Source organism: Rhizobium sp. 01L419 (assembly GCF_056400025.1).
Window position 1 is genome coordinate 122,703 of sequence record NZ_JBFTSM010000003.1, and the last position, 23,012, is coordinate 145,714.

Here is a 23,012-nt window from a genome sequence, read left to right on the forward strand (position 1 = left end):
AAGACTAAGTAAGCTGAGACGCAACCTCATGCACCGGAAAGCGGTAGGTCGTTGAGCAGAACTCGCAGGTCACGGCGATCTCACCGTTTTCCTGGCTTGCCTCTACTTCCTCGGCGCTGAAACCCTTCAGCACGCCGCCGATCTTTTCCCGCGAACAGCTGCAGCGATCGAAGACGGCACGCGGTTCGTAAACGCGCACGCCGCGCTCATGGAAGAGGCGGAACAGCAGGCGCTCGGTGCCAACAAGGGGATCGGTGAGTTCATCTGCATCCACGGTTTCGACGAGCGAGCGGGCTTCCGCCCAGGCATCGTCCTCAAGATGGCCGCGTTCGCCTGTGTCGCCGTCGCCGCCATGAAGATCGGTCTGGCGCATGCGCTCCGGCGCTTCCGGCAGGAACTGGGCAACGAGGCCCCCTGCCCGCCAGCGGTGACGCGGCTTGCCATCGTTATCACGGTCGAAGAGCTCCGCAGCAGCAAGGCGCACCCGCGTCGGGATCTGCTCCGACTGGCGGAAATAGACGCCGGCGATGTCTTCCAGCGAGGTACCGTCCAATGCGACGATGCCCTGATAAGGCTGGCTGAACTTGCCCTGGTCGATGGTGAAGGCGAGCACGCCCTTGCCGAGAAGCTGTTCCGGCTCGGTTTCACCAGATGCGATCGCCTGATCGAGCAGGGCCTGATCGAAGCGGGCATAGGCACGGACATTTTCCGGCGTCGAGAAATCGGCGACCAGCAGATCGACGGGGCCGTCGCTCTTGGTCTGGACGGTGAACTTGCCGTCGAACTTCAGCGAGGTGCCGAGCAGCACCGTGAGCACCACCACTTCAGCCAGAAGGCGGGCGACGGGGGTGGGATAATGATGGCGTTCGAGGATTGAATCCAGCATCGGGCCGAGCTGGACGGCGCGACCGCGCACATCAAGCCCTTCCACCTGGAAAGGGACGACATGATCATCGCCGGCGAAATCGAACTCGCCGAGAGCGGCTGCAGCTTCTGCCATGGCTTACACTCCTGTTCTATGGGAGCAGCAGGCTAGCGTGCCGGCCGCTCGCGCAGCCGCGAGCTTGGGACTCGCGGCATCCGATTATGGTTCAGATCGCGCCCAGGCACCAAGCAAGAATCGACTTCTGCGCATGAAGACGGTTTTCCGCCTCATCGAAGACCACGGACTGCGGACCATCGATCACCTCATCCGTCACCTCCTCGCCGCGATGGGCGGGAAGGCAATGCATGAACAACGCATCTTTGCCGGCCTGCGCCATCAATTGCGCGTTGACCTGATAAGGCTGGAAGACATTGTGACCGCGAGCCCGATGTTCCTGATTCATGGAGACCCAGGTATCGGTCACCACGCAATCGACGCCGGCGACCGCACGGTCAGCATCATGGTAAAGCATGATTTCGGCGCCCTCATTGCGGGCCCAGTTCAAATAGTGATCCTTCGGCTCGGAACCAAGGGGTACGGCCATGTTCATGCGGTAGCCGAAGCGGGCAGCTCCTTCCACCAGCGAATGCAGCACGTTGTTGCCGTCGCCCGTCCAGGCGATCGTCTTGCCCTTGATCGGGCCGCGATGCTCTTCGAAGGTCATGACGTCAGCCATGATCTGGCAGGGATGGGTATCGTCCGTCAGCGCGTTGATGACAGGCACGGTGGCGTGCTCGGCGAGTTCCAGCATACGGTTATGGTCGGTTGTACGGATCATGATCGCGTCGACATAACGCGACAGCACCTTGGCGGTGTCGCCGATCGTCTCGGCGCGGCCGAGCTGCATTTCGGTTCCCGACAGGAACAGCGTCTCGCCGCCGAGTTGGCGCATGCCGACATCGAAGGAGACGCGGGTTCGGGTAGACGGCTTCTCGAAGATCATGGCCAGCATCTTGCCGGCGAGCGGCTTGTCGGCCGTGCCTGCCTTGAAAGCCTGCTTTCGCAGCTTGGCGTCATCCATGATGGTTCTGAGGTCGGATGTGGTGACGGCGGAGAGATCGAGGAAGTGTTTGGGGGAAGCCATTGTTCGTTACCTGCTACGCCCGCCAGCGGGCGGGGCATTGTCCTATCAAGCGGTCTTCTTGACCTTGGCGGCACGGATATTTTCGGCAGCGCGTTCGAGGCGGGAAATCCCCTCGCGCGCCTCTTCCGCGGTTACGACCAGCGGCGGCAGCAGACGGATGACATTGTCGCCTGCCGGGATCGCCAGAAGGTGGGCTGCGCGGATTTCCTTCAGAAGCTCCGCCGAAGGGATGGCAGCCTTGATGCCGAGCATCAGGCCTTCGCCTCTGATATCCTCGATGACATCGGGATAACGATCCTTGAGCGAGGCGAGGCCCTGACGGAAGACGAGGGTGATATCGCGCACATGCTGCAGGAAGCCATCGGCCAGGATGATATCCAGCACCGCACTGCCGACAGCCATGGCCAGCGGGTTGCCGCCATAGGTGGAGCCGTGCGTGCCGGCCTTCATGCCGGAAGCAGCTTCTGCCGTTGCGAGGCAGGCCCCGAGCGGAAAGCCGCCGCCGATGCCCTTGGCGACTGCCATGATGTCAGGCGTTATACCCGACCATTCATAGGCGAAGAGCCTGCCGGTACGGCCGACGCCGGTCTGGACCTCGTCGAGGATCAGCAGCAGGCCATGCTCGTCGCAAAGCTGGCGAAGCGCCTTCATGAATTCCGGGGTCGCCGGGCGGACACCGCCCTCGCCCTGCACCGGCTCGATGAGGATGCCGGCCGTATTATCGGTGATTGCCGCACGGACGGCCTCGATATCGCCGAAAGGCACCTGATCGAAGCCGGGAGCCTTGGGGCCGAAACCTTCGAGGTATTTCTCCTGACCGCCGGCGGCGATGGTCGCCAGCGTGCGGCCGTGGAAGGCGCCTTCGAAAGTGATGATGTGAAAGCGCTCGGGATGCCCCTTGGAGAACTGGTAACGGCGCGCAGTCTTGATGGCGCATTCGAGAGCCTCGGCGCCGGAATTGGTGAAAAACACCTTGTCTGCGAAAGTGGCATCCGTCAGGCGCTTGGCAAGCTTCTCCTGCCCCGGCACTTCATAGATATTGGAGAGATGCCAGACCTTGTCGGCCTGATCCTTGAGGGCGGCCACAACCTGCGGATTGCCATGCCCCACGGATGTGACGGCAACGCCCGCGCCGAAATCCAGATATCGCTCGCCAGTTTCGGTGATCAGCCACACGCCTTCGCCTCGCTCGAACCGCAGCGGGGCACGAGAATAGGTATCATAAAGCGGCGAGGCTTCAGCCATGGCGCAATCTCCTGGTCAGGCTCTGAAACAATGGACTCCGGCTAAGAAAACCAGGCCCGAAAAATTAAAAATGCCGCCTTGCGGCGGCTTCTCAGGCACTATTTCCTTTTCGCAGTGCGATGTCAACAAAACTGAGGATTTAGCGCATGCGTCAAGCGCCTAATGGGCTTTTCAGGTCTATCAACAGCTAATGTTGCAGAAATGACTCGCCGGGGAAGCAAGTTGGGGAAAACCCCGAATTCGGATTCATCGGATTCCTGCGACTCTTGTCACAGAGTCAGGCTCACACTAGGTTAAAGTTCAATTACTAGACTGCATGCGGCGGAACTAGTCACCAAAATTGATCAGGCGTTTCTTGCTTCGGAGGCTTTCGGGGCAACGGTGAGGGATTCTGCCATCACCAACGCGAAAGGCGGAGACAGGGCAATGAACTGGACAGACGAGCGTGTCGAGAAGCTCAAGAAGCTTTGGTCGGAAGGGCTGAGCGCCAGCCAGATCGCTGCGCAGCTTGGCGGAGTGAGTAGAAACGCTGTTATCGGCAAGGTTCACCGGCTCAGTCTTCCCGGCCGCGCCAAGGCCGGCGGCACGGCGACCGCTGCGCGCGCACCGAAGCGCAATACGTCGGCTCCGCGGGCCCCGAACTACGCATCTCGCCTCGCCACCACCCGCACCGTGACCCGCCAGCAGGGCGCAACGATGCTGAAGGAAGAGATCGAGATCGAAACGGTCGAGGAAATGGAATATGTGCCGGCCAAGAATGTGGTCGTGCCGATCTCCCGCCGCCTTGGCCTGACGGAACTGACCGAGCGCACCTGCAAGTGGCCGGTCGGCGATCCGCTGAAGGACGACTTCTATTTCTGCGGCTGCGACTCCACGGATTCCTCGCCTTATTGCAACTATCACCAGCGCCTCGCCTACCAGCCGGTCAGCGAGCGCCGCAGGGCAGCCGTCCGGGCAGCCTGACAAGCGCCTGCAAAAAGCAGCATCCATGGCCCCTCCTAGCGAAAGCGTGGAGGGGCTATTTTTTTGGCTTTATCGCCTGAGGCTGAACCACCTGCCTGGCGAACGATGGCGCCGCCTTGATCGCAAGAACGCAGTTTCGCCGGCCATGACGCTGGGGCGGAACGGGGCGATCATTGCCTCGCTGATCAAGACGTGCAAGCTCAGCGCCGTCGTCAACGACCACAGGCCGACGCGGAGCGGTGAACTCTTGCCGTAGAATTACTAGGCAGGGCAATAAGTGCTTAAATCCTTCTGTTGGCTCTAAGCGGACATACCAAAGAGTTTTCTCAGGGGCAGCTTCGCGCCATCATTTCAGCCGTTCAGACACAATCGTCAGCGTCCCAGAAGCTGCCATCGAGCTGAGCGCCATAAAGTTCAAAGACGACAGCAACGCCAACCTGAAATTACCTAAAGGCCGGAAGCCGAAAAACGAGCCTATATTGAGCACTTCGGAAGCTGGCGGTGCTCCTGACATTAAATCGACGGACATCCCCCGCTCTTATTTCCAGATGTCGAAGCCGAGATGCCGAGCCATTTCGGCCGGTGGAGTAATCGGCCACCGCAACGAAAAATTTAAGCGCGACAAGTCGCATCTTTCGCTTCTCACCAAGCAAAGCAAATTGCCACTGTCGGAAGCACCCTCCGGGAACGCTCCCCGTACCAGGCACCAACAGGTGTCACCCGGCACTGCCGGGTGACAGAACGTCCCGTCGATGTCGTCAAGACCTGATGAACGAGAGCAGGTCGGGGTTGAGGACATCCGCATGCGTGGTCAGCATGCCATGGGGGTAGCCCGGATAGGTCTTCAGCGATCCGTTCTTAAGCAAGTTGACCGCACGCGGCACGGAACTTGCGAAGGGGACGACTTGATCGGCCTCGCCATGCATCACCAGCACCGGCACGGTGATCTTCTTGAGGTCTTCGGTATAATCTTCCAGCCAAGAGTCGACAGTCGCGTAGTGAGCCAGGGCACCACCGGCCATGCCCTGGCGCCACCAGTTCGCAATGATTGCCTCCGAAGGCTTGGCCCCATCGAGGTTGTAGCCGTAGAACGGATTCTCAGGGACGAAACGGTAGAACTCCGCCCGGTTGCCCAGCATGCCTGCCCGGATCGCTTCGAACCACTCCGGCGGTTGACCGGACGGATTTTCCGCGCTCCGGTACATGTTCGGCGTCAGCGAAGCGACCAGCACCGCCTTCGCGACGCGCTCCTGGTGGCGAGCGACATAGCGAGCCACCTCACCGCCACCTGTCGAGTGCCCGATATGGATCGCGTCGCGCAGGTTGAGATGGTCGGTCAGCGCCGCGAGGTCGGCAACCCAGTGATCCATGTCGTTGCCGGTGCCGGGCTGGTCGGACCGGCCGTGGCCGCGCCGGTCGTGGGCGATCACCCTGTAGCCGTGATGAAGGAAGAACATCATCTGGGCGTCCCAGTCATCCGCTGTCAGCGGCCAGCCGTGGCTGAAAACGATCGGCTGGCCTGTGCCCCAGTCTTTGTAGAAGATGTTTACGCCGTCTTTAGTCGTGATTGTAGGCATCGCGTCGCTCCATCTGCGCTGTTAAACATTCATTCGAAGATAATAAATCACTAAATAAAGCCATTCATCCACGCGCTATTGCAATAGCCGACGCAAGATTGCCACGCATGCCTCAACTTTCGAGGCCTAGGCACATGATCCGACACAAGAATTGGTCAGTCTCACATAATGTAGGTCAGCGCCGATGATTGCAGGTCACGACAGGTAGGCTTTTAGACATTTAGCTTTCCTTCTCTGACTGGACACAGTTCACTGCGAAATACTTCCGGTGAGGCGTTCGACTATGTCCCTAGATTGCGGCGTTAATTAAATCCCCCTTTTATCAAGGACAAATACCTTGTACGTTCGAGCTATGCCTTAAAGGCATAGCGAGGACGCGATGGAACTCAGGCATTTGCGTTATTTTATTGCTGTTGCGGAAGAGGGAAGCTTACTGACCGCAGCCGAGCGGCGGCTACACACTTCCCAGCCCTCACTCAGCAGGCAAATTCGCGATCTGGAAACCGAAGTCGGTGTAAAACTGCTGGAACGGCAGCCGCGCGGCGTGACGCTCACTGCCGCCGGTAAAGTGTTTCTTGATCACGCGCGGCTGGCGTTGTTGCAAGTCGAGGCGGCTGCGGAAGGGGCCCGGCGGGCAGAACAGCCGCAAAAGCAGTCGTTCACTATCGGTTTTCTCGCAGGGCAAGAGGTCGTGTGGCTACCCCACGCACTGCGCATTATTCGTGAGGAAGCGCCGGAGGTTGAAATCATATTGTCCAGTCAGTCTTCCCCGGACCTTGCTCTGGCGCTGATGCGAGGCAAGCTGGACGTCGCTTTCCTTCGCCCCGAGACGCAGAGTGTTGGTGTGTCGTTCAAGTTTTTAGCCAAGGAGCCACTGATCGCCGTGCTGCCGGCTGACCATCGCTTGACGTCGCAGAAAAAGATCCGGCCACAGGATCTTGCCCGCGAAACTTACGTCAGTTCGGCTAGAATTTCTCCGGTATTGCAATCCCTGATCCAGGAGTACGCGTCGAACGTTGGGATCACACTCAAGGCAGAGTACGAAGGTGAAGGCCTGCCATCAGCAATGTCGCTCGTCGTGTCTACAGGTGGAATAACGCTTATTCCGCTTTATGCGCAAAATATGCTGACGCCAAATGTCGTTGCTAGAGCACTTGAGGGTGTGCCTCCGACAATTGATCTCACCTTAGGATACAACGATTCAAATTCCTCACCTTTGCTCCGCCGATTTTTGTCTCGTTCTGATGAATTAGTCGCCAACGTACAAAATCAGAGCATCATCCGATATGCTGAAGTTCCATAGCAGAGCTCACGCTCATCTTGGTGACGGCTTCGATTGGCTAACGCCAGCAAGCCGACAGTCCCCTTCCGGCCCCAAATCAGTCGATGCTCAAGGCTCAGAGAATGTTCGCAATCGGCGCATAGCAGATGTCCCCGTCATCGCTTGAGCCCTCGCGATGCAAGGGGCATGTCGGTCAAGGTGTCAGCAAGGCAACGCCTACTCTTAAAAAGCCCACCCGAACAAACAAACGGGCCGCCCGGGAAAACCCGAGCGACCCGTTCGTGACCTCCGATCACTCGGATCAGGCTTCCATGGAATATCCCGCGCCGCGGACGGTGCGGATGACATCCTGCATGTTGGAGAAATTCAGCGCCTTGCGCAGGCGGCCGACATGGACGTCGACGGTGCGTTCATCCACGTAGATATCGTGACCCCAGACGCCATCGAGAAGCTGCGAGCGGGAGAAGACCCTGCCCGGCGACGACATCAGGAATTCCAAGAGGCGGAATTCGGTCGGGCCGAGGCGGACTTCGCGGCTCTTGCGATGGACGCGATGGGTTTCGCGATCGAGCTCGATATCACCACATTTCAAAACGGTGGAGAGAACCTCCGGACGGGCGCGTCGCAGCATCGCCTTGACGCGGGCAACGAGTTCCGGCGTGGAGAAGGGCTTGACGACATAGTCATCCGCGCCGGTCGAGAGACCGCGAACGCGCTCGCTCTCTTCGCCGCGTGCCGTCAGCATGATGATCGGCAGACGCTCGGTTTCCGGCCGCATGCGCAGCCGGCGGCAGAGCTCGATGCCGGAAACGCCCGGCAGCATCCAGTCAAGGATGAGCAGGTCCGGGGTGCGCTCCTGAAGCCGGATTTCGGCCTCGTCGCCACGGAGGATCGTATCCACCTCGAAACCTTCAGCCTCGAGATTGTAGCGGAGAAGCACGCTGAGTGCCTCTTCATCTTCAACAACTGCAACTCTTGGGATCATGCGTGTCAGTCTCCTAATGCATGATCCTTAAACCGGGGGTGATTTAAGCAAGGGACCATGCAGGAACTCGGAATTGGCTGCGACCCTTGCGCGCCCCAGCGCGGGGCGCGCACGCAATCGGCAGGTCCGGATTACTCCGTCACCGCACCAACGGTATTGGAGCTGTCGTCCTTCGGACGTTCGCCCTCCGGCTGGGCGCCGGTTGCCATGTAGTAGATCGTCTCGGCGATGTTGGTTGCATGGTCGCCGATGCGCTCGATGTTCTTGGCGCAGAAGAGAAGATGCGTGCAGCTCGTGATGTTGCGCGGATCTTCCATCATGTAGGTCAGGAGTTCGCGGAACAGCGAAGTGTACATCGCGTCGATCTCGTCGTCGCGTTCGCGGATCGCATTCGCCTTGTCAGCTGAACGATTGGTGTAGACGTCGAGCACTTCCTTGAGCTGGACGAGCGCCAGTTCGGAGAGATGCTCGAGGCCGCGGGCGAGCTTGCGCGGAACGCCGGTGCTCTGCACCGCGATGACGCGCTTTGCCGTGTTCTTGCCGAGATCGCCGACGCGCTCGAGGTCGGCGGCGATGCGGATCGAACCCATGATCTCGCGAAGGTCGGAGGCCATCGGCTGGCGACGGGCGATCGTGACGATCGCCTTGTCGTTGATCTCGCGCTCGGCGTGATCGAGGATCACATCGTCGGAAATGACCTTCTGAGCAAGCGCGGTATCGCCGTTGACGAGCGCGCGGACAGCGTCGCCGCCCATCTGTTCGGCAAGGCCACCCATCTCGGAAATGCGCCGGGACAGGAATTTCAGATCGTCATCGTAAGCAGAGAAAATATGTGTTGATGCCATGGGGCTTTGTCCTCGAAATCGGGAAGGCTTCACATCGCCAAAATCAGCCGAAGCGACCCATGATGTAGTCCTGGGTACGCGGATCGTCCGGGTTGGTGAACATCTTGTCGGTATCGTTCTCCTCGACCAGGTTGCCGAGGTGGAACATGGCCGTGCGCTGCGATACGCGAGCGGCCTGCTGCATGGAATGCGTCACGATGACGATCGTGTAGTTTTCACGCAGCTCGTGGATCAGCTCTTCGACCTTGGCAGTTGCGATCGGGTCGAGCGCCGAGCAGGGCTCGTCCATCAGGATGACTTCCGGGCTGACGGCAACGGCGCGTGCGATGCACAGACGCTGCTGCTGACCGCCGGAAAGGCCGGTGCCGGATTCATGCACGCGGTCCTTGACCTCGTTCCAGAGGCCGGCGCGCTGCAGGCTGGTCTCGACGATCTGGTCGAGGTCGGCCTTGGACTTGGCAAGGCCATGGATGCGCGGGCCGTAAGAAACGTTTTCATAGATCGTCTTCGGGAACGGGTTCGGCTTCTGGAAGACCATGCCGACGCGGGCGCGAAGTTCGACGACGTCGATGTCGGGATCGTAGATGTCGTCGCTATCGAGCGTGATCTTGCCGGTGACGCGGCAGCCGTCGATCGTGTCGTTCATGCGGTTCAGCGATCGCAGGAAGGTGGACTTGCCGCAGCCCGAGGGGCCGATCAGGGCGGTCACGGTGTTTTCGCGGACGTTCAGATTGACATCGAAAAGCGCACGCTTCTCGCCGTAATAAACGGAGACATCCTGACCGATCATCTTATACGGGACGTTGCTCATTTTCTGGTCCAGCGCCTTCTCGACTGCGGCTTCCGTCAACATGTTCATGATCTTTACTCCGTTTACCAGCGGCGCTCAAAGCGACGACGCAAGAGGATAGCTCCGAGGTTCATGACGATCAGGAACAGGAGCAGGACGATGATGGCACCCGAGGTTCTTTCCACGAAGGCGCGCTCGGCTTCATTGGCCCACATGTAGACCTGAACCGGAAGTGCCGTGGAAGGATCGAGCGGGCTGGACGGCGCCTGGGCGACGAAGGCGACCATGCCGATCAGCAGCAGCGGCGCGGTTTCGCCGAGTGCGTGGGCAAGGCCGATGATCGTGCCGGTCAGGATGCCGGGCATGGCAAGCGGCAGCACATGGTGGAACACCATCTGCATCTTGGAAGCACCGAGGCCGAGGGCGGCCGAGCGGATCGACGGCGGCACGGCGCGCAGTGCTGCGCGGGTGGCGATGATGATCGTCGGCAGCGTCATCAGGGTCAGCACCAGACCACCGACCAGCGGTGCCGAACGCGGCAGGCCGGCGAAGTTGATGAAGACCGACAGGCCGAGCAGACCGTAGACGATGGACGGCACGGCAGCGAGGTTGTTGATATTGACCTCGATCAGGTCCGTCAGCCTGTTCTTCGGTGCGAATTCCTCGAGATAGATCGAGGCGGCGACACCGATCGGCAGCGCAAGCACGAGGACGATCAGCATCAGGTAGAGCGAGCCGATGAGGGCGACGCCGAGACCTGCAGCTTCCGGACGGCTGGAATTGCCGTTGACGAAGAGGCCGGTGTTGAAGACCTTGTGAAGCGAACCGCTTGCCTTCAGCTGGTTCATCCAGCCGACCTGCTTGTCGTTCACCTTACGGTTCTTCTCATCGACCGAGAGGTCGATCTGGCCCTTGTTGGCGCTGTCGACATTGGCATCAGCCAGGATCGTGACATTGACGGTCTTGCCGATGATCGAGGGGTCGGCAACGACCATGTCGCGCAACTGGATCGGCGCACCCTTGGACAACATGTTGGATGCATCGCGCACGTCGGGACGGCTCGACGCGTTGATGCCGAGCTGCTTGACGATCGCGTCACGCAGGAGAACCGGGTAGCTGGCGGCGATGAGAACCGAAGGATCGGTCGCACGCTTGTTATCCGGATCGATGGTCTTTTCGGTAAACTCGATCGGCAGCGTGATCGCCGTCTGCTGGAACGCGGTATAGCCGTTGCTGATGACGGTCCACAGCAGGATAAACAGGAAGATCAGGCCGAAGGAGATCGCGGCGATACCATAGGCCTGGAAGCGGCGCTCAGCAGCGTAACGGCGCTTGATGCCGATGTCGCGGCGCGCAGGCGCCTTGGAGACCGTGACGCCGGCGACGGGGGAAACAATATTCGTCATTCGTACTGCTCCCGGTATTTGCGCACGATATAGAGCGCGTAGATATTGAGGCAAAGCGTGATGAAGAACAGCGTGATGCCAAGCGCGAAGGCAACCAGCGTCTGCGGCGAAGTGAACTCAAGGTCACCCGTCAGCTGGTTGACGATCTTGACGGTCACGGTCGTCATCGGCTCGAAGGGGTTGATCTGGATACGGGCGGCGACACCGGCCGCGAGAACCACGATCATGGTTTCGCCGATAGCGCGGGACGCCGTCATCAGCAATGCGCCGACGATGCCCGGAAGGGCGGCCGGCAGGACCACCTTCTTGATGGTTTCGGAGCGCGTGGCACCGAGGCCGAGGGAGCCGTCGCGCAGCGAGCGCGGCACGGCGGTGATGATGTCATCCGACAGCGAGGAAACGTAAGGGATCAGCATGATGCCCATGACGATGCCCGCGGTGATGACGCTCTGTGCCTGGATGAAATTGGTATAGCTGCCGGAGAGCAGACCGCTGACCTGCGCAGAGAAATCGCGCAGGAACGGACCGACCGTGACGAGGGCGAAGAAGCCGTAGACGATGGTCGGGATGCCGGCCAGCACTTCGAGAAGCGGCTTGGCAATCGAACGTACCCGCGAAGAGGCGTATTCGGCCATGTAGATGGCGGCAAAGAGACCGACCGGCACGGCGACGAGCATGGCGACGAGGCCGATATAGAGCGTGCCGAGCAGCAGCGGGATAAGGCCGAACTGGCCGAAGGAGGAGCTGCCGGCACCGGCAAAGCGCGGATCCCAGACCGTTCCGAAGAAGAAGTCGGCGAAGGGAACGACGGCAAAGAAGCGGGCCGCTTCCGACAGCATCGAGAATACGATGCCGATCGTCGTCAGAATGGCGATGGAGGACGCGACGAGAAGCGACCAGAGCATGACCCGTTCAACGCGATTGCGAGCGCGGAAGCGCGGAGCAACGGCGCGAAGGGCGTAGAAGGCGCCTGCGACGGAGATAAGCAACACGATCGCCGTCATAATGATACGGCTCGTCATGCTTTCGGCGTTCAGGGTCTTTGCGGCGTCGATCATGTAGGGCTGCGGCTCGCCAGCGAGCGGAACGCCCTTTTCATTGAGCCTTGCCTGCAGACCGGCAGGATTGCCGGAGAGGGAGGAGACCTCATCCGAAGTCAGCATGTTCATGCCGCGGGCGACCGTGGCGATCATGCTGTAGGCGAGATCCTGCTGGACGGCCGGCTGCGCCTTCACATCATCGGGAAAACCACCGCGAACGGAGGAAGAGACGATGCCCGGGCTTACGGCAAGCCAGACGAACAGAACGATCAGGGAAGGCAGAACAGCCCAGATCGCGGCATAGGAGCCATGATAGGCCGACCGCGAGTGCATGGCGGACGACCTGCCGCCTGATAGAGCCGTGGCGCGGCTGCGCGCGGCCACATAGGCAACGGCGCCGATAATCACCAGGCACAAGAGTATGATGGATGTGCTCATTCGTTACGTCCCCAGGCCCACAGCCCCCAAAGAGCCCGGCAGCTCCAGGAGCATGCCATCGGCTTCAATATCATGGAGAAGAAGTTCATTCCGCACGGCCCTTGCGGGCCGGGCGGACAGGCGATGCCGGCGCAACACCCCCGAGTGGCGCGCCGGCAAAGTCATTACATGGTCTTGCCAGCCTCTACGTCCTTGCGGATCGCATCGCGCTCTGCATCGGGAGCAGCAACGAGACCGTATTCGACGAGCGGGCTGTCAGGGCCGATCATCTGGTCGGATACGAAGAAGTTGACATATTCCTTCAGGCCGGGAACGGCGCCCAGATGTGCCTTCTTGACGTAGAAGAACAGCGGGCGGGAAACCGGGTACGTGCCGTTAGCGATCGTTTCCGTGGACGGAACGATGCCGCTCATGGAAGCAACCTTGAGCTTGTCGGCATTGTTTTCGTAGAAGGAGAGGCCGAATACGCCAACGCCGGTCTTGTTGGCAGCGATGCGTGCCAGCGTTTCCGGATAGTCGCCGTCGATATCGACTGCAACGCCGTCCTTGCGAACTGCGACGCAGGCCTTGGCCTGGGCAGCCTTCTCGGTGATTTCCTTGGCGATGACTTCCTGAGCGCCAGCAGCCTTGCAGCCGGCAGCGAGAACGTTCAGTTCGAAGACTTCGCGGGTGCCGTGCTTTTCGCCAGGAATGTAGGCAGCGATATCAACAGCCGGAAGCTTCGGGTTGACTTCCGACCACTTCTTGTAGGGGTTGGCGACGAGCTTGCCGTCAACAACAACCTGGGCAGCGAGGGCCTTGTAGATGTCCTGCGGAACGTAGGCAACGTCCGGGTTGGAAGCGTCGGTTGCGAAGACGATGCCGTCATAACCGATCTTGACTTCCTGGATGTCCGATACGCCGGCAGCCTTGCAGGCTTCCGCTTCGTTCTTGTTGATCGGACGCGATGCATTGGCAACGTCGATCGTGTCTTCACCGACGCCCTTGCAGAATTCCTTCAGACCAGCGCCCGTGCCGCCGGATTCGACGACCGGCGTCTTGAAGTTGGTGAAGGTTTCGCCGAAAGACTCGGCGACGATCTTTGCGTAAGGCAGGACGGTGGACGAACCAGCAACCTGAATCTGGTCGCGAGCAACGGCAACGCCAGCGAAAGCGGCGGTTGCAGCAAGCGCGGCAACAGTAAGTTTAAAGGTGTTCATTTGAATCTCCCGGCATTTGGGCTTGTGTGAGTGCGGCCTCAAAGAGGCCCTCGCATTGCCTTTTTTCATCGGCAGGACTCTCTTAGCGCCTTAAGCACCGTCCTTTTATGTCAGATCGATGAAACATTTATGACAGAATAATCCATTGATTTTAAATGCAGAAATATGGCGTCGATAAATTGTGTGCGACATATGGAGTCAGAAACGCACGGTAAACTCCGTTCCCTTGCCCACCTCCGATTTAACGATCAGCCGTGCACGATGGCGCGTCAGAATATGTTTGACAATGGCAAGCCCGAGGCCCGTGCCCTTCTTCGAGCGGCTGTCTTCGATGCTGACGCGATAGAAACGCTCCGTCAGGCGCGGCACATGTTCGGCCGGGATGCCGGGGCCTCTGTCGACGACGCTGACCTCCACCGGCTGGCCGGACCCGTTCTTCAGCCAGACATCGACAGTCTCGCCTTCCTGGCCGTATTTGCAGGCATTTTCCATCAGGTTTTCGAAGACCTGAACGAGTTCGTCGCGGTCTCCCAGGACCTCAACCTTGCCCTCCGGCAGGTGCAGATTGATCGAGACGCCGACATCCGTGGCAAGCGGCACGAGCGAATCCCTGACATGGCCGAGAAGCGGCACGAGATCCACCTTCTCGTCGGGGGCGATGTGCGACTTGAGCTCAAGCCTGGACAGAGACAGGAGATCGTCGACGAGCCTGCTCATGCGCGTCGTCTGGTCGAACATGATGCCGAGGAAACGTGCCTGTGCCTTCGGATCGTTCTTGGCCGGGCCCTGAATCGTCTCGATGAAGCCGCGCAGCGAGGCAAGCGGCGTGCGCAGCTCATGGCTGGCATTGGCGACGAAATCCGTGCGCATGCGATCGATGCGGCGTAATTCGGAAATATCGCGGAAGGAGAGGATGTAATAACGTTCGTTGCGGCCGTCGTCGTCCTTGAATTCGACAGGCGCGCTGCGAACGATATAGACGCGCTCCGAAGGCAGCCGCTCGGAATGCTCGATCTGGTTCGGGGCGTTGGTGGCGATGGTTTCGCGCACCATATCCAAGACGCCAGGCGAACGCAGCCGCGCCGATATGTGAGAGCCGAGCGCCACCTCGCCGAAGGCCTTTTCGGCCGCGCGGTTCTGAAACAGCACCGAGGCATCTTCCGAGAGCACCATGACAGGGATATCGAGGCCGGCCAGTGTGGCGGAGACCTCCGGCAGGCGACTCGGAAGCACTTCGGGCTCGGGTTCGGCCGGCTCGACGACATCGGGTTTGATGACCGGCGCCTCGTTGAAAAGCGAGGCGAAGATCATCACCAGAAGCAGGCAGAGCACGATCCATTTGTTCATGCCGGCGGCAAGCGCCACCAGCGCGCTCAGCAGCGTCGCCAGCAAAACCGGGCGCTCGCGCCGGATGCGCGCCAACAGGCTTCTCGTCCACGGCATTTCTTCTTCCAAGGCGCCCCTCACGGCATCGATTCGTTTCTCTTTATATTCAAACTCTGCCTGATAGCCGCATTTCATGACAGAAGTTTTCCGTTTCTGAAACTTGCGCGAAAAGCCGCAGCGCGCGACACCGAATTGCGCTTTGCTGACGCAGCGGATTTGATTTTCAATGATAAATATGTTCGCCTGCTGAAAAACGAAATCAGCAAGCGCAGGAGAAGACGATGGCCGAAGACGTCGAAAGCAGGGTCGTGGAGCTGGAGATCAGGGGCAAGAAGCGCGCCTTCGATATCGACGATCCCGTGCTGCCCGACTGGGTGGATGAGCATGCGCTGGAATCCGGCGATTATCCCTACAAGAAGAAGCTGAAGGACGACGAATACGTCGAAGAGCTGGAGAAGCTGCAGATCGAGCTCGTGAAGGTGCAGTTCTGGCTGCAGGCGACGGGCAAGCGGGTGATGGCGCTCTTCGAAGGGCGCGACGCGGCCGGCAAGGGCGGCGCGATCCAGGCGTCCTCGGCCCACATGAACCCGCGCCTTGCCCGCGTCGTGGCGCTTGCCAAGCCAACCGACCGGGAACAGGGCCAATGGTACTTCCAGCGCTATATCGCGCAGTTTCCGACATCGGGCGAATTCGTGCTCTTCGATCGCTCCTGGTACAACCGCGCCGGCGTGGAGCCGGTCATGGGCTTCTGCACGCCGAAACAATACGAGGATTTCCTGAACCAGGCGCCGCAGGTCGAGAAGGTCATCGCCCACGAAGGCATATTCTTCTTCAAATTCTATCTGGATATCGGCCGCGAGATGCAGATCAAGCGGTTCCACGACCGGCGGCACGACCCGCTCGCCGTCTGGAAGCTTTCCTCGATGGATATAGCCGCATTGACCAAATGGGGCGACTATAGCGAGAAGCGCGACCGGATGCTGAAGGAGACCCACACGGAATTTGCGCCCTGGACCGTGATCCACGCCAATGACAAGCACCGGGCGAGGCTCAACCTCATCCGCCACATGCTGAAGACCATGGATTATGACGGCAAGGACAAGGACGCGATCGGCTCACTCGACGACAAGATCATCGGCGCGGGTCCCGGCTTCCTGAAATAGACGTCCCTGCAGCATCGGCCTGAAAATCGAAATCGATTTTCGGAAAGCCTGATGCGTAGATTAAAAGAGGCAGAGCGTCCTTTGTGCGTCCGAATGGACGCACAAAGGACGCTCTGGCAAACCGGGCCGCTTACTGGCCGGGCAGTATCCGCACGGCAAAGAGATTGATGCCGCGAGCCTTGCCGTCCACATCGCTGTTGATCATCAGCCGGCCCGCAGAATTCGGCGCCAGCGAGCGGTCGAAGCGGACCTGCAGCAGCGCGTCCGATTTTTCACGCGTGACGTTGAAACGATGGCGGGCGCAATTGCCGAGCGACTGGAACTCGCACTCGACGGTGATCTGGGTCGGCTCGTCCGTGGTGGACTGCAGGGTCAGCGCGATGGTCGAGGACTTGCCGGCGAGCTGCTGCAGGACATTGGCGGGAACGTTGATGGAGACATTGCCATCCGTATTGCCGCTCTGGGAGGTCAGGCGGACGGCCGGGCCTTCGGTTTCGGTGACATTTTCCACGCGGGCGCGCGGGCCGCTCTCGATCTTGTCGGCAGGCTTGAAGACCTCGATCCAGTCTGCCGAGAAGCCGTTCTGCGGATCGATCGTGAGCGGTTCATCGACGTGCGGGGTGCTGTTATCGGCACTATCCTCACCATCGAAATCCTCGGGCTGCGTGCTGGCGGGCGGGTTGGCGACGCTGGTGTCGCGCTGGGCCGCCGTCAGGAGAAGGCCTGATGTATAGGCCCACCAGCCACCCATGCCGATGAAGGCGAGCAGCACGCACCAGACAAGCAGGCGCGAGAAGAACTTGCGTGGCCTGCGGCGGACAGCGGCCCGCTCGGGGCGGAAATCCATGCCGCCGCGCTTGCCCGACGTTGCGCGCATCTCTCCACGCGTCTCTCCGCCCGGTGCCGCTCCCAGCTGATCGGCGCTGCTGGCGTGAACGCCATCCAGGCTCGCATCGTCCACATGCCCGGCGGCATCGTGGCCGCGTGTTTCACCTGTAACGGCCAGGCTGTCATCTTCTTCCGCATGATAAGGGGGCTCTTCGACATGATAGGGCGCCTCTTCCACACGATAGGCGGGCTCTTCCACGTGACGCGGGGGCTCAGGCATCTCTACAACGGGCGGGACCGGAACTTCCGGAGGCCCCTGGCGCGGGTGAAGGCGGGTGCGCTCTTCGCTCTCGATGGTGTGGATCGTCGTTTCGAGACGGTGGCGGTGATGGGCCACGACGTCGGCATCGGTGATATCCTGCTTGCGCAGGCCGGCTTCCAGCGCCTGGCGAGCGGACTGATAGATGCGTGCACGAACTTCCGCGCTATTGCGGTCGGAATTATCGAGCGCAGTTCTGATAGCCGTTTCTAGTCCGCTCACATCAGGCCCTTCACGTTTCGTGCCGGCATCGACCTCAAAAGATTGAATGCCTGTCAAAATTCGGTAGCGTCAAGTGCGGCAAACCGCAAGCCTTGCAGCCTTTTGCGAGCGCATCGGCGGGGGATAAGGACGCCGCGCAGCGCTTCGAAGCCCTGTTTTCAGCATGTCGTTGTCGCAAACCGCCGCACAGTTTTGCGCGACATGCATTAGATATTCCGAAAGTGGACAGGATTACGGAAAAGAAAGCTAGCTCCCGCCGTACTCTTTTCCTCGGGCGCCAGCTCTGATAATCAATTGACGTTTTCGTAAACGTCAAAAATGGTGGAAGCATGGCCCTGCCCCCGATCCTCAAGGACAACCTGAGACTGCCGGTCATCGGCTCCCCGCTCTTCATCATTTCCCATCCGGCACTGACACTGGCGCAATGCAAGGCGGGCGTGATCGGCGCCTTTCCCGCACTCAACGCGCGGCCGGAAAGCCAGCTCGACGAATGGCTGGCGATGATCACCGAAGATCTTGCCAACCACAATGCCAGGCATCCCGAACGGCCGGCAGCGCCCTTCGCAGTCAACCAGATCGTCCATATGTCGAACAAGCGGCTGGAGCACGATCTGATGCTCTGCGTGAAATATAAAGTGCCTGTCGTCATTTCCTCGCTCGGCGCCGTGCCGGAAGTGAATGCGGCGGTGCATTCCTATGGCGGCATCGTGCTGCACGACATCATCAACAACCGCCATGCCAATTCGGCGATCCGCAAGGGCGCAGACGGACTGATTGCCGTCGCGGCAGGTGCGGGCGGACATGCGGGCACGCTCTCCCCCTTCGCACTGGTGCAGGAAATCCGTCAATGGTTTGACGGCCCGCTGCTGCTCGCCGGCTCGATTGCGACCGGCGGCGCTATCCTCGCCGCCCAGGCCATGGGCGCCGACATGGCCTATATCGGCACCCCCTTCATCGCGACGGAGGAGGCCCGCGCCTCCGATGCCTACAAACAGGCGATCGTCGAAGGTGTCGCTGCCGATATCGTCTACTCGAACTATTTCACCGGCGTGCACGGCAACTACCTGAAACCCTCCATCCGCGCGGCCGGCCTCGACCCCGATGACCTGCCTGACGCCGATCCCTCGAAGATGGATTTCGAACAGGCAACCGGCGGCGCCAAGGCCTGGAAGGACATCTGGGGCAGCGGCCAGGGCATCGGCGCGATCAAGGCCGTGGAACCGGTCGCGACGCTGGTCGACCGAATGGAAGCGGAATATCAGGCCGCCCGCACCCGGCTGGCGCTCTGAACTACGGGGCTTGCCACAGGCTTCAGCTTTTTTGCCCGAGGGCATAAGAGGGTGCTTGAAATCTTCGGACAATGGCTGTATCAGCCCCATGCAAATCGCGGGCCTATGCTTCGCCCGCCGGATTGCCGCTTTAGCTCAGTCGGTAGAGCACATCATTCGTAATGATGGGGTCAGGTGTTCGAGTCACCTAAGCGGCACCATTTTCCTTAGTGAATTCAATGCATTGACCCTTAGAGGTTTTTCGAATTTACGGAGCACGTATCCGTTTTTCGCGCCGTGCGACCGCATTGCTACCTCCAGGCAGGCGTCTGGCTAGGCCAAGTCATCCTACATAACGGCGCCAATTAGGTGTCGAGCATGTCCCATTCTTCGCCAGGCACCCATCAAAGGGCGGCAAGTTTACCGTTGACCATGCCCCATTCAAAATCGGTCCACGGTCCCAAATTCTCCAATCCGACTTCTTCTTCCGTGCGCTTAGCCGCCGCCAACGCTCCTCTCCAAACTTCGTCCCTGATGACCTCCGGATGAATATCCAGAGAGGTTTCTGAATTCGGCACTGGTGATGATCTTTATCTCGCCGGATTCAACGCCACTCCTAAGTAGAAGATGCTCGGCAGCGAGGATCTCGGATAGGCGGCGAGGCTCTATAGCGAAATTAAGCTCGAATTCGCGCTCGTCCCTGAGATCCGCATCTACTTCCTTGAGACAGTCAACGATGGATATCCAGAACGCGGCCGGCGAGGGAGATAAAGAAGTTTCCGGTGTTTGTTCCGAATATTCGTCCCGCCCAAAGTTTCCCTATCGGCATCCGCTCCTCCGCAACCGTGATTCGAAGAATACGATAGAAAAATACAACCCATTAGAGTGCGCTCAATCCAAGCGCCGGCGCACGAACGCGACCTCATTTCCGCAAATACCCAAGTAATCGCGTCAAGGCGTCCACAACTTCGACCAGTTGAAAGTCCTGGTGTTTGCCGCTCGAGGCAAAGTCTACCGGCACTTTTAAGCACAGTGGCAGTTACAGTCGGTGGACCACGCGGGGGATACACGCCCCGTTTGACCCTTCAATCGCTTCCGCTGCGCGGTCCCACCTTTCCTCAGAAAAGCTTGCCCGCTTCGGCGGGATAAAAAGGGGCTCGTCACTCGATACAAAGACGAGCCCCTTTTTATTCGCCAGAGGAACGTCCGTTTTCAAAAACGCTCCCGCTTAAACTCACAAGGGCATCGAAATCAGAGCATAGGTATCGTTACAGAGAGGATGGCAACGAGCGATGCGACGAGAACGGATGTCTCGATCATAAAAACGACTATCTGCCTCGTAGACATTTCAGGAAAAAACGATTTCATGATTTTACCCTTACTAAAATATTATTCTAATAGTCGCCACAGTATCATCAAATTGCACGAATAGTTTTTTATTTTCGAATTTTCTAAAGTTTTTGCATCTCGCGGTTCGCGACGTCGAATCTCACTCGCTTTATCGGTTGGGATGTGAGGTAGTGCATGTGCTCGATGGCAACCCAGTCCACCCCATGGTCGGCTCCTCGTCTCCGCCGTCCTCGTCGTCACAATCGTCGAGCTCCAAATCTTCAACGCACTCGTTGCCGCTGCATCTGGCCGCGTTGCCAAGCGATGGCTCGTCATCGGCATTGTCTTCAAGGTCCGGGTTGCCGTCGGCCAGACCCAGCAACGCAATCAGTTCCTCTATCAATGCCTCAAGTGCGGTGCGGCGCAATTCTGTCAGGCGGACGAGTGGTGCCGGCCCAATGAAAGGCGCGGCAGGGGTATGAATAGGAGCTTCCATCAAGCCTGCTCCTTGGTGAGTTGAAGCATGGAAGCCATAAGGCGGACGAGCTGACCGAGCGGTGAGCTGTCCTCGGAAACTAGTGCTGTGAGTTCAGCGGACCTTCCGGAATGCGCTCGCGAAGGATTTCCAGCCACGGCCCGAAGTCCGACGATTCACGCGCAGCGCTCGCCGCTGCATTCCACAATGCCGGATCATCGAGCCACAAGTTCTCATCAGGCTCCCTGTACACGGCTTCTGCCCATAGCTGATCGCGCACAGCCGCAATCCCCGAGGGATCGGCAGCCGTAGCCCGGACTATCCAGAAGCGGCGGTTGCCCGTCGTGTCGGTCAGGTAGCGGCTTTCGTTCGTCGTGCCGAACAGGATGAATTGCCTCGGCCGGTTGGTCGTATAGCGGTCATAGGAGAGCCGTGCGCTGTCGGCCATCGTCGTGATGAACGACTTGACGCGGTTGGTATCTCGCCGGCTCATGCCGTCGAGTTCCGGCATTTCCAGGATCCAGCGGCCGGCGGTTTTCTCGATGGTCACTTTCGGGTCGGCGCCGATTTCGAGCTGATCGGTGAACCAGGCGCTGTTATCGCAGAGCGCGAGGATCGCCGAGGATTTGCCGATGCCCTGGGGACCCTCGACGACAAGCATGGCGTCGAATTTGCAACCCGGCTGCAGGGCGCGGCGGACGGCGGCACAGAGGATCTTGCGGCCGAACGCCCGGTTCAATGGCGTGTCGTCGGCTCCGAAATAATCGATAAGCCAGGTATCGATACGCGGCTGACGATCCCATTCGAGCCGCGCGAGATAATCACGCACCGGATGATAGGCCCACCGCTCGCCGATCAGCGCCACGGCGTCGGCGACCTCATATGCCAGCCATCGTCTCAACTCAAAGCGTCGCGTAAAAGGGCATAGCTGGCTTTGGCATCGTCATAAATCTGGTCCCCAATATACACGAAGGGACGCTCCTTCACGTATCGAGCAGGATGAACAAGATTGCGGTTCAGCCTAATCAGTGACGCCAATCCCGGCAGGGAGTATGCCAACTCACCTCGCTCCATGTTGCCGAGCCAGCCAGCCTCCGCAGCACTTTTGCTTTTTCGGTTAGGTATTCCAACCCTGCTTGGGCGTCAGAAGGTATGTGTGGTTCGCTCATGGGCGGCTAGATGAGATGGGATTGAAATGATCTTGTCAACCTTAAGCTAGGTACTGGAAATCCGAAATCATTGCGTGATATCTCTTCCGAAGTTCGAAATCGCGTAAACAAATCTCGTCAAAGAAACATGACCGCCTGATCCATGTCGGCACCTTCGAGACCATTGTTGGTCCTTCGCTTAATTCTGCTCTGCGGCTGGTGCGCTTTGATGGCGGGGATCTTTCTATGGTCAGTCCACCCGATCGCTTACGACAGCTGGGACATCATCACCGTCCTTGCGGGTTTGTTGTGGTGTTCAGGTCCGCTTATTGCTTTTGCCGTTTCGGCCGGTGCACTTATCCTGGATCAACCTGCTTCTCGTTTAATGAAGCAAGCTGTCGCTGTGCACTTCGGGGTGAGTCTGGTTGTTGGTCTGGCCGTATTGGTGACGCATCGGGGTAATCCCGTCATCGGACTATTTTTATTGCTGGCTGCGCTGGTCGATCTGCCGATCCTTGCACTTGCCCCAGGCCGGATCGATAGCCCGAGGGCGGCCAAACTGCTGCACATAATAGTGCTGTCATCGGTTGCTGGACCTATTGCTGGCCTATTTCTTTGGTCCGCCCTCAACATCGAGATTGTGGAGTGGCGTGCACTCGCGGTCGCCGGTTCAGATCCCTATTGCGTGCAGGTGCCCGAGGATAATCTCGGGCGATACAAGGCAGTCACCCAACAGACTGAATTGACGGGTTTGAGGATGCAAACACCGTTTACTAACGGCGGTGGTTCCACCGACTACCAGTTCGCGTTTCATGCAGTGCTCGTGGTCAGCAAGGATAATAGGGACCGGTTCTACAACTGGTCATATTTCGCCCAGAGCTTCGTCCCCGTTTCCGACGGCTCGATAAACGGACTCGGTCTTCGCGCTGATTGCGAGCCGGTCGTTGCTTTCTTTCACAAGTTTAATCGTTAGCGGTTGCCGTAGAATTGTAATGCCCGCGAATTGGCCAGGCCTGCGCCGTCCGATTTGAGGACAACGACCTCACCACGCTCCGCGCGATCCTGTCGCGGCGGAGGTGGAGGAGGTTAAACCTC

Annotated in this window: 22 protein-coding genes and 1 tRNA gene; 7 read left to right on the forward strand and 16 right to left on the reverse strand. The window is 59.4% G+C overall.

Annotated features, from left to right (window positions below; all coding sequences use genetic code 11):
* Positions 1-4: 4 nt before the first annotated feature.
* From AC1DUP_RS07570 to AC1DUP_RS07580, 3 genes are all read right to left on the reverse strand, one after another.
* Positions 5-1,000, reverse strand: a complete 996-nt coding sequence (locus AC1DUP_RS07570; protein ID WP_113298459.1) for an Hsp33 family molecular chaperone — start codon at positions 998-1,000, stop codon at positions 5-7.
* Between the two features lie 91 nt (positions 1,001-1,091).
* A complete protein-coding gene (gene argF / locus AC1DUP_RS07575; RefSeq protein WP_113298458.1) occupies positions 1,092-2,009 on the reverse strand; it encodes an ornithine carbamoyltransferase in 918 nt (305 codons plus the stop codon).
* 45 nt (positions 2,010-2,054) lie between these two features.
* Positions 2,055-3,254 carry an acetylornithine transaminase gene (locus AC1DUP_RS07580; protein WP_477832325.1) on the reverse strand — a complete coding sequence of 400 codons (1,200 nt, stop codon included), beginning with the start codon at positions 3,252-3,254 and terminating at the stop codon, positions 2,055-2,057.
* 426 nt (positions 3,255-3,680) lie between these two features.
* Between AC1DUP_RS07580 and AC1DUP_RS07585 the strand changes: the two genes are divergently transcribed.
* Both AC1DUP_RS07585 and AC1DUP_RS07590 read left to right on the forward strand, forming a co-directional pair.
* Positions 3,681-4,217, forward strand: a complete 537-nt coding sequence (locus AC1DUP_RS07585; RefSeq protein ID WP_113298456.1) for a GcrA family cell cycle regulator — start codon at positions 3,681-3,683, stop codon at positions 4,215-4,217.
* 25 nt (positions 4,218-4,242) lie between these two features.
* Complete coding sequence (locus AC1DUP_RS07590; RefSeq protein WP_477832569.1) at positions 4,243-4,473, forward strand: hypothetical protein; 231 nt, start codon at positions 4,243-4,245, stop codon at positions 4,471-4,473.
* 90 nt (positions 4,474-4,563) lie between these two features.
* Here the strand turns inward: AC1DUP_RS07590 and AC1DUP_RS07595 are convergent, their stop codons facing one another.
* Together AC1DUP_RS07595 and AC1DUP_RS07600 are read right to left on the reverse strand one after the other, a co-directional pair.
* Positions 4,564-4,746 (reverse strand): hypothetical protein, encoded by a 183-nt coding sequence (locus AC1DUP_RS07595; RefSeq protein ID WP_477832326.1) that lies wholly within the window; start codon positions 4,744-4,746, stop codon positions 4,564-4,566.
* A 229-nt stretch (positions 4,747-4,975) separates the two neighbouring features.
* Complete coding sequence (locus tag AC1DUP_RS07600; protein WP_477832327.1) at positions 4,976-5,794, reverse strand: alpha/beta fold hydrolase; 819 nt, start codon at positions 5,792-5,794, stop codon at positions 4,976-4,978.
* Between the two features lie 379 nt (positions 5,795-6,173).
* On the opposite strand from AC1DUP_RS07600, the gene AC1DUP_RS07605 reads away from it, so the two are divergent.
* Entirely contained in the window at positions 6,174-7,097 is a 924-nt protein-coding gene (locus AC1DUP_RS07605; RefSeq protein WP_477832328.1) for a LysR family transcriptional regulator, read from the forward strand.
* A 280-nt stretch (positions 7,098-7,377) separates the two neighbouring features.
* Here the strand turns inward: AC1DUP_RS07605 and phoB are convergent, their stop codons facing one another.
* The 7 genes from phoB to phoR all read right to left on the reverse strand — a co-directional run bounded on the left by phoB (position 7,378) and on the right by phoR (position 15,201).
* A complete protein-coding gene (phoB, locus tag AC1DUP_RS07610; RefSeq protein WP_003570612.1) occupies positions 7,378-8,061 on the reverse strand; it encodes a phosphate regulon transcriptional regulator PhoB in 684 nt (227 codons plus the stop codon).
* 131 nt (positions 8,062-8,192) lie between these two features.
* A complete protein-coding gene (gene phoU / locus AC1DUP_RS07615; RefSeq protein WP_113298453.1) occupies positions 8,193-8,906 on the reverse strand; it encodes a phosphate signaling complex protein PhoU in 714 nt (237 codons plus the stop codon).
* Between the two features lie 43 nt (positions 8,907-8,949).
* On the reverse strand, positions 8,950-9,765 hold the full coding sequence (gene pstB / locus AC1DUP_RS07620; RefSeq protein WP_037101137.1) for a phosphate ABC transporter ATP-binding protein PstB: 816 nt from the start codon (positions 9,763-9,765) through the stop codon (positions 8,950-8,952).
* 14 nt (positions 9,766-9,779) lie between these two features.
* Positions 9,780-11,102 carry a phosphate ABC transporter permease PstA gene (pstA, locus tag AC1DUP_RS07625; RefSeq protein ID WP_113298452.1) on the reverse strand — a complete coding sequence of 441 codons (1,323 nt, stop codon included), beginning with the start codon at positions 11,100-11,102 and terminating at the stop codon, positions 9,780-9,782.
* The gene (gene pstC, locus AC1DUP_RS07630) at positions 11,099-12,580 is read right to left on the reverse strand and encodes a phosphate ABC transporter permease subunit PstC (protein WP_113298451.1); all 1,482 of its coding nucleotides are present in this window, start codon (positions 12,578-12,580) and stop codon (positions 11,099-11,101) included. The genes pstA and pstC overlap by 4 nt, the downstream gene beginning before the upstream one ends.
* A gap of 164 nt (positions 12,581-12,744) precedes the next feature.
* Positions 12,745-13,779 carry a substrate-binding domain-containing protein gene (locus AC1DUP_RS07635; protein WP_477832329.1) on the reverse strand — a complete coding sequence of 345 codons (1,035 nt, stop codon included), beginning with the start codon at positions 13,777-13,779 and terminating at the stop codon, positions 12,745-12,747.
* 198 nt (positions 13,780-13,977) lie between these two features.
* On the reverse strand, positions 13,978-15,201 hold the full coding sequence (gene phoR, locus AC1DUP_RS07640; protein WP_477832566.1) for a phosphate regulon sensor histidine kinase PhoR: 1,224 nt from the start codon (positions 15,199-15,201) through the stop codon (positions 13,978-13,980).
* Positions 15,202-15,446: 245 nt separating this feature from the next.
* On the opposite strand from phoR, the gene ppk2 reads away from it, so the two are divergent.
* Entirely contained in the window at positions 15,447-16,328 is an 882-nt protein-coding gene (gene ppk2 / locus AC1DUP_RS07645) for a polyphosphate kinase 2 (RefSeq protein WP_477832330.1), read from the forward strand.
* Positions 16,329-16,458: 130 nt separating this feature from the next.
* Here ppk2 and AC1DUP_RS07650 read toward each other — a convergent pair whose 3' ends face one another.
* Positions 16,459-17,697 (reverse strand): regulator, encoded by a 1,239-nt coding sequence (locus AC1DUP_RS07650; protein WP_113335075.1) that lies wholly within the window; start codon positions 17,695-17,697, stop codon positions 16,459-16,461.
* Positions 17,698-18,026: 329 nt separating this feature from the next.
* On the opposite strand from AC1DUP_RS07650, the gene AC1DUP_RS07655 reads away from it, so the two are divergent.
* The gene (locus tag AC1DUP_RS07655) at positions 18,027-18,986 is read left to right on the forward strand and encodes an NAD(P)H-dependent flavin oxidoreductase (protein WP_477832331.1); all 960 of its coding nucleotides are present in this window, start codon (positions 18,027-18,029) and stop codon (positions 18,984-18,986) included.
* Positions 18,987-19,110: 124 nt separating this feature from the next.
* Positions 19,111-19,186 (forward strand) — tRNA-Thr (locus tag AC1DUP_RS07660).
* Between the two features lie 183 nt (positions 19,187-19,369).
* Here AC1DUP_RS07660 and AC1DUP_RS07665 read toward each other — a convergent pair.
* The 3 genes from AC1DUP_RS07665 to AC1DUP_RS07675 all read right to left on the reverse strand — a co-directional run bounded on the left by AC1DUP_RS07665 (position 19,370) and on the right by AC1DUP_RS07675 (position 21,670).
* Complete coding sequence (locus AC1DUP_RS07665) at positions 19,370-19,543, reverse strand: hypothetical protein (RefSeq protein WP_477832332.1); 174 nt, start codon at positions 19,541-19,543, stop codon at positions 19,370-19,372.
* A gap of 920 nt (positions 19,544-20,463) precedes the next feature.
* Positions 20,464-20,790: a hypothetical protein gene (locus AC1DUP_RS07670; RefSeq protein ID WP_477832333.1), complete on the reverse strand. Its 327-nt coding sequence runs from the start codon at positions 20,788-20,790 to the stop codon at positions 20,464-20,466.
* 79 nt (positions 20,791-20,869) lie between these two features.
* Entirely contained in the window at positions 20,870-21,670 is an 801-nt protein-coding gene (locus tag AC1DUP_RS07675) for a VapE domain-containing protein (RefSeq protein WP_477832334.1), read from the reverse strand.
* Between the two features lie 476 nt (positions 21,671-22,146).
* Between AC1DUP_RS07675 and AC1DUP_RS07680 the strand changes: the two genes are divergently transcribed.
* Positions 22,147-22,890 (forward strand): hypothetical protein, encoded by a 744-nt coding sequence (locus AC1DUP_RS07680; protein WP_477832335.1) that lies wholly within the window; start codon positions 22,147-22,149, stop codon positions 22,888-22,890.
* The last annotated feature ends 122 nt before the right edge of the window (positions 22,891-23,012 follow it).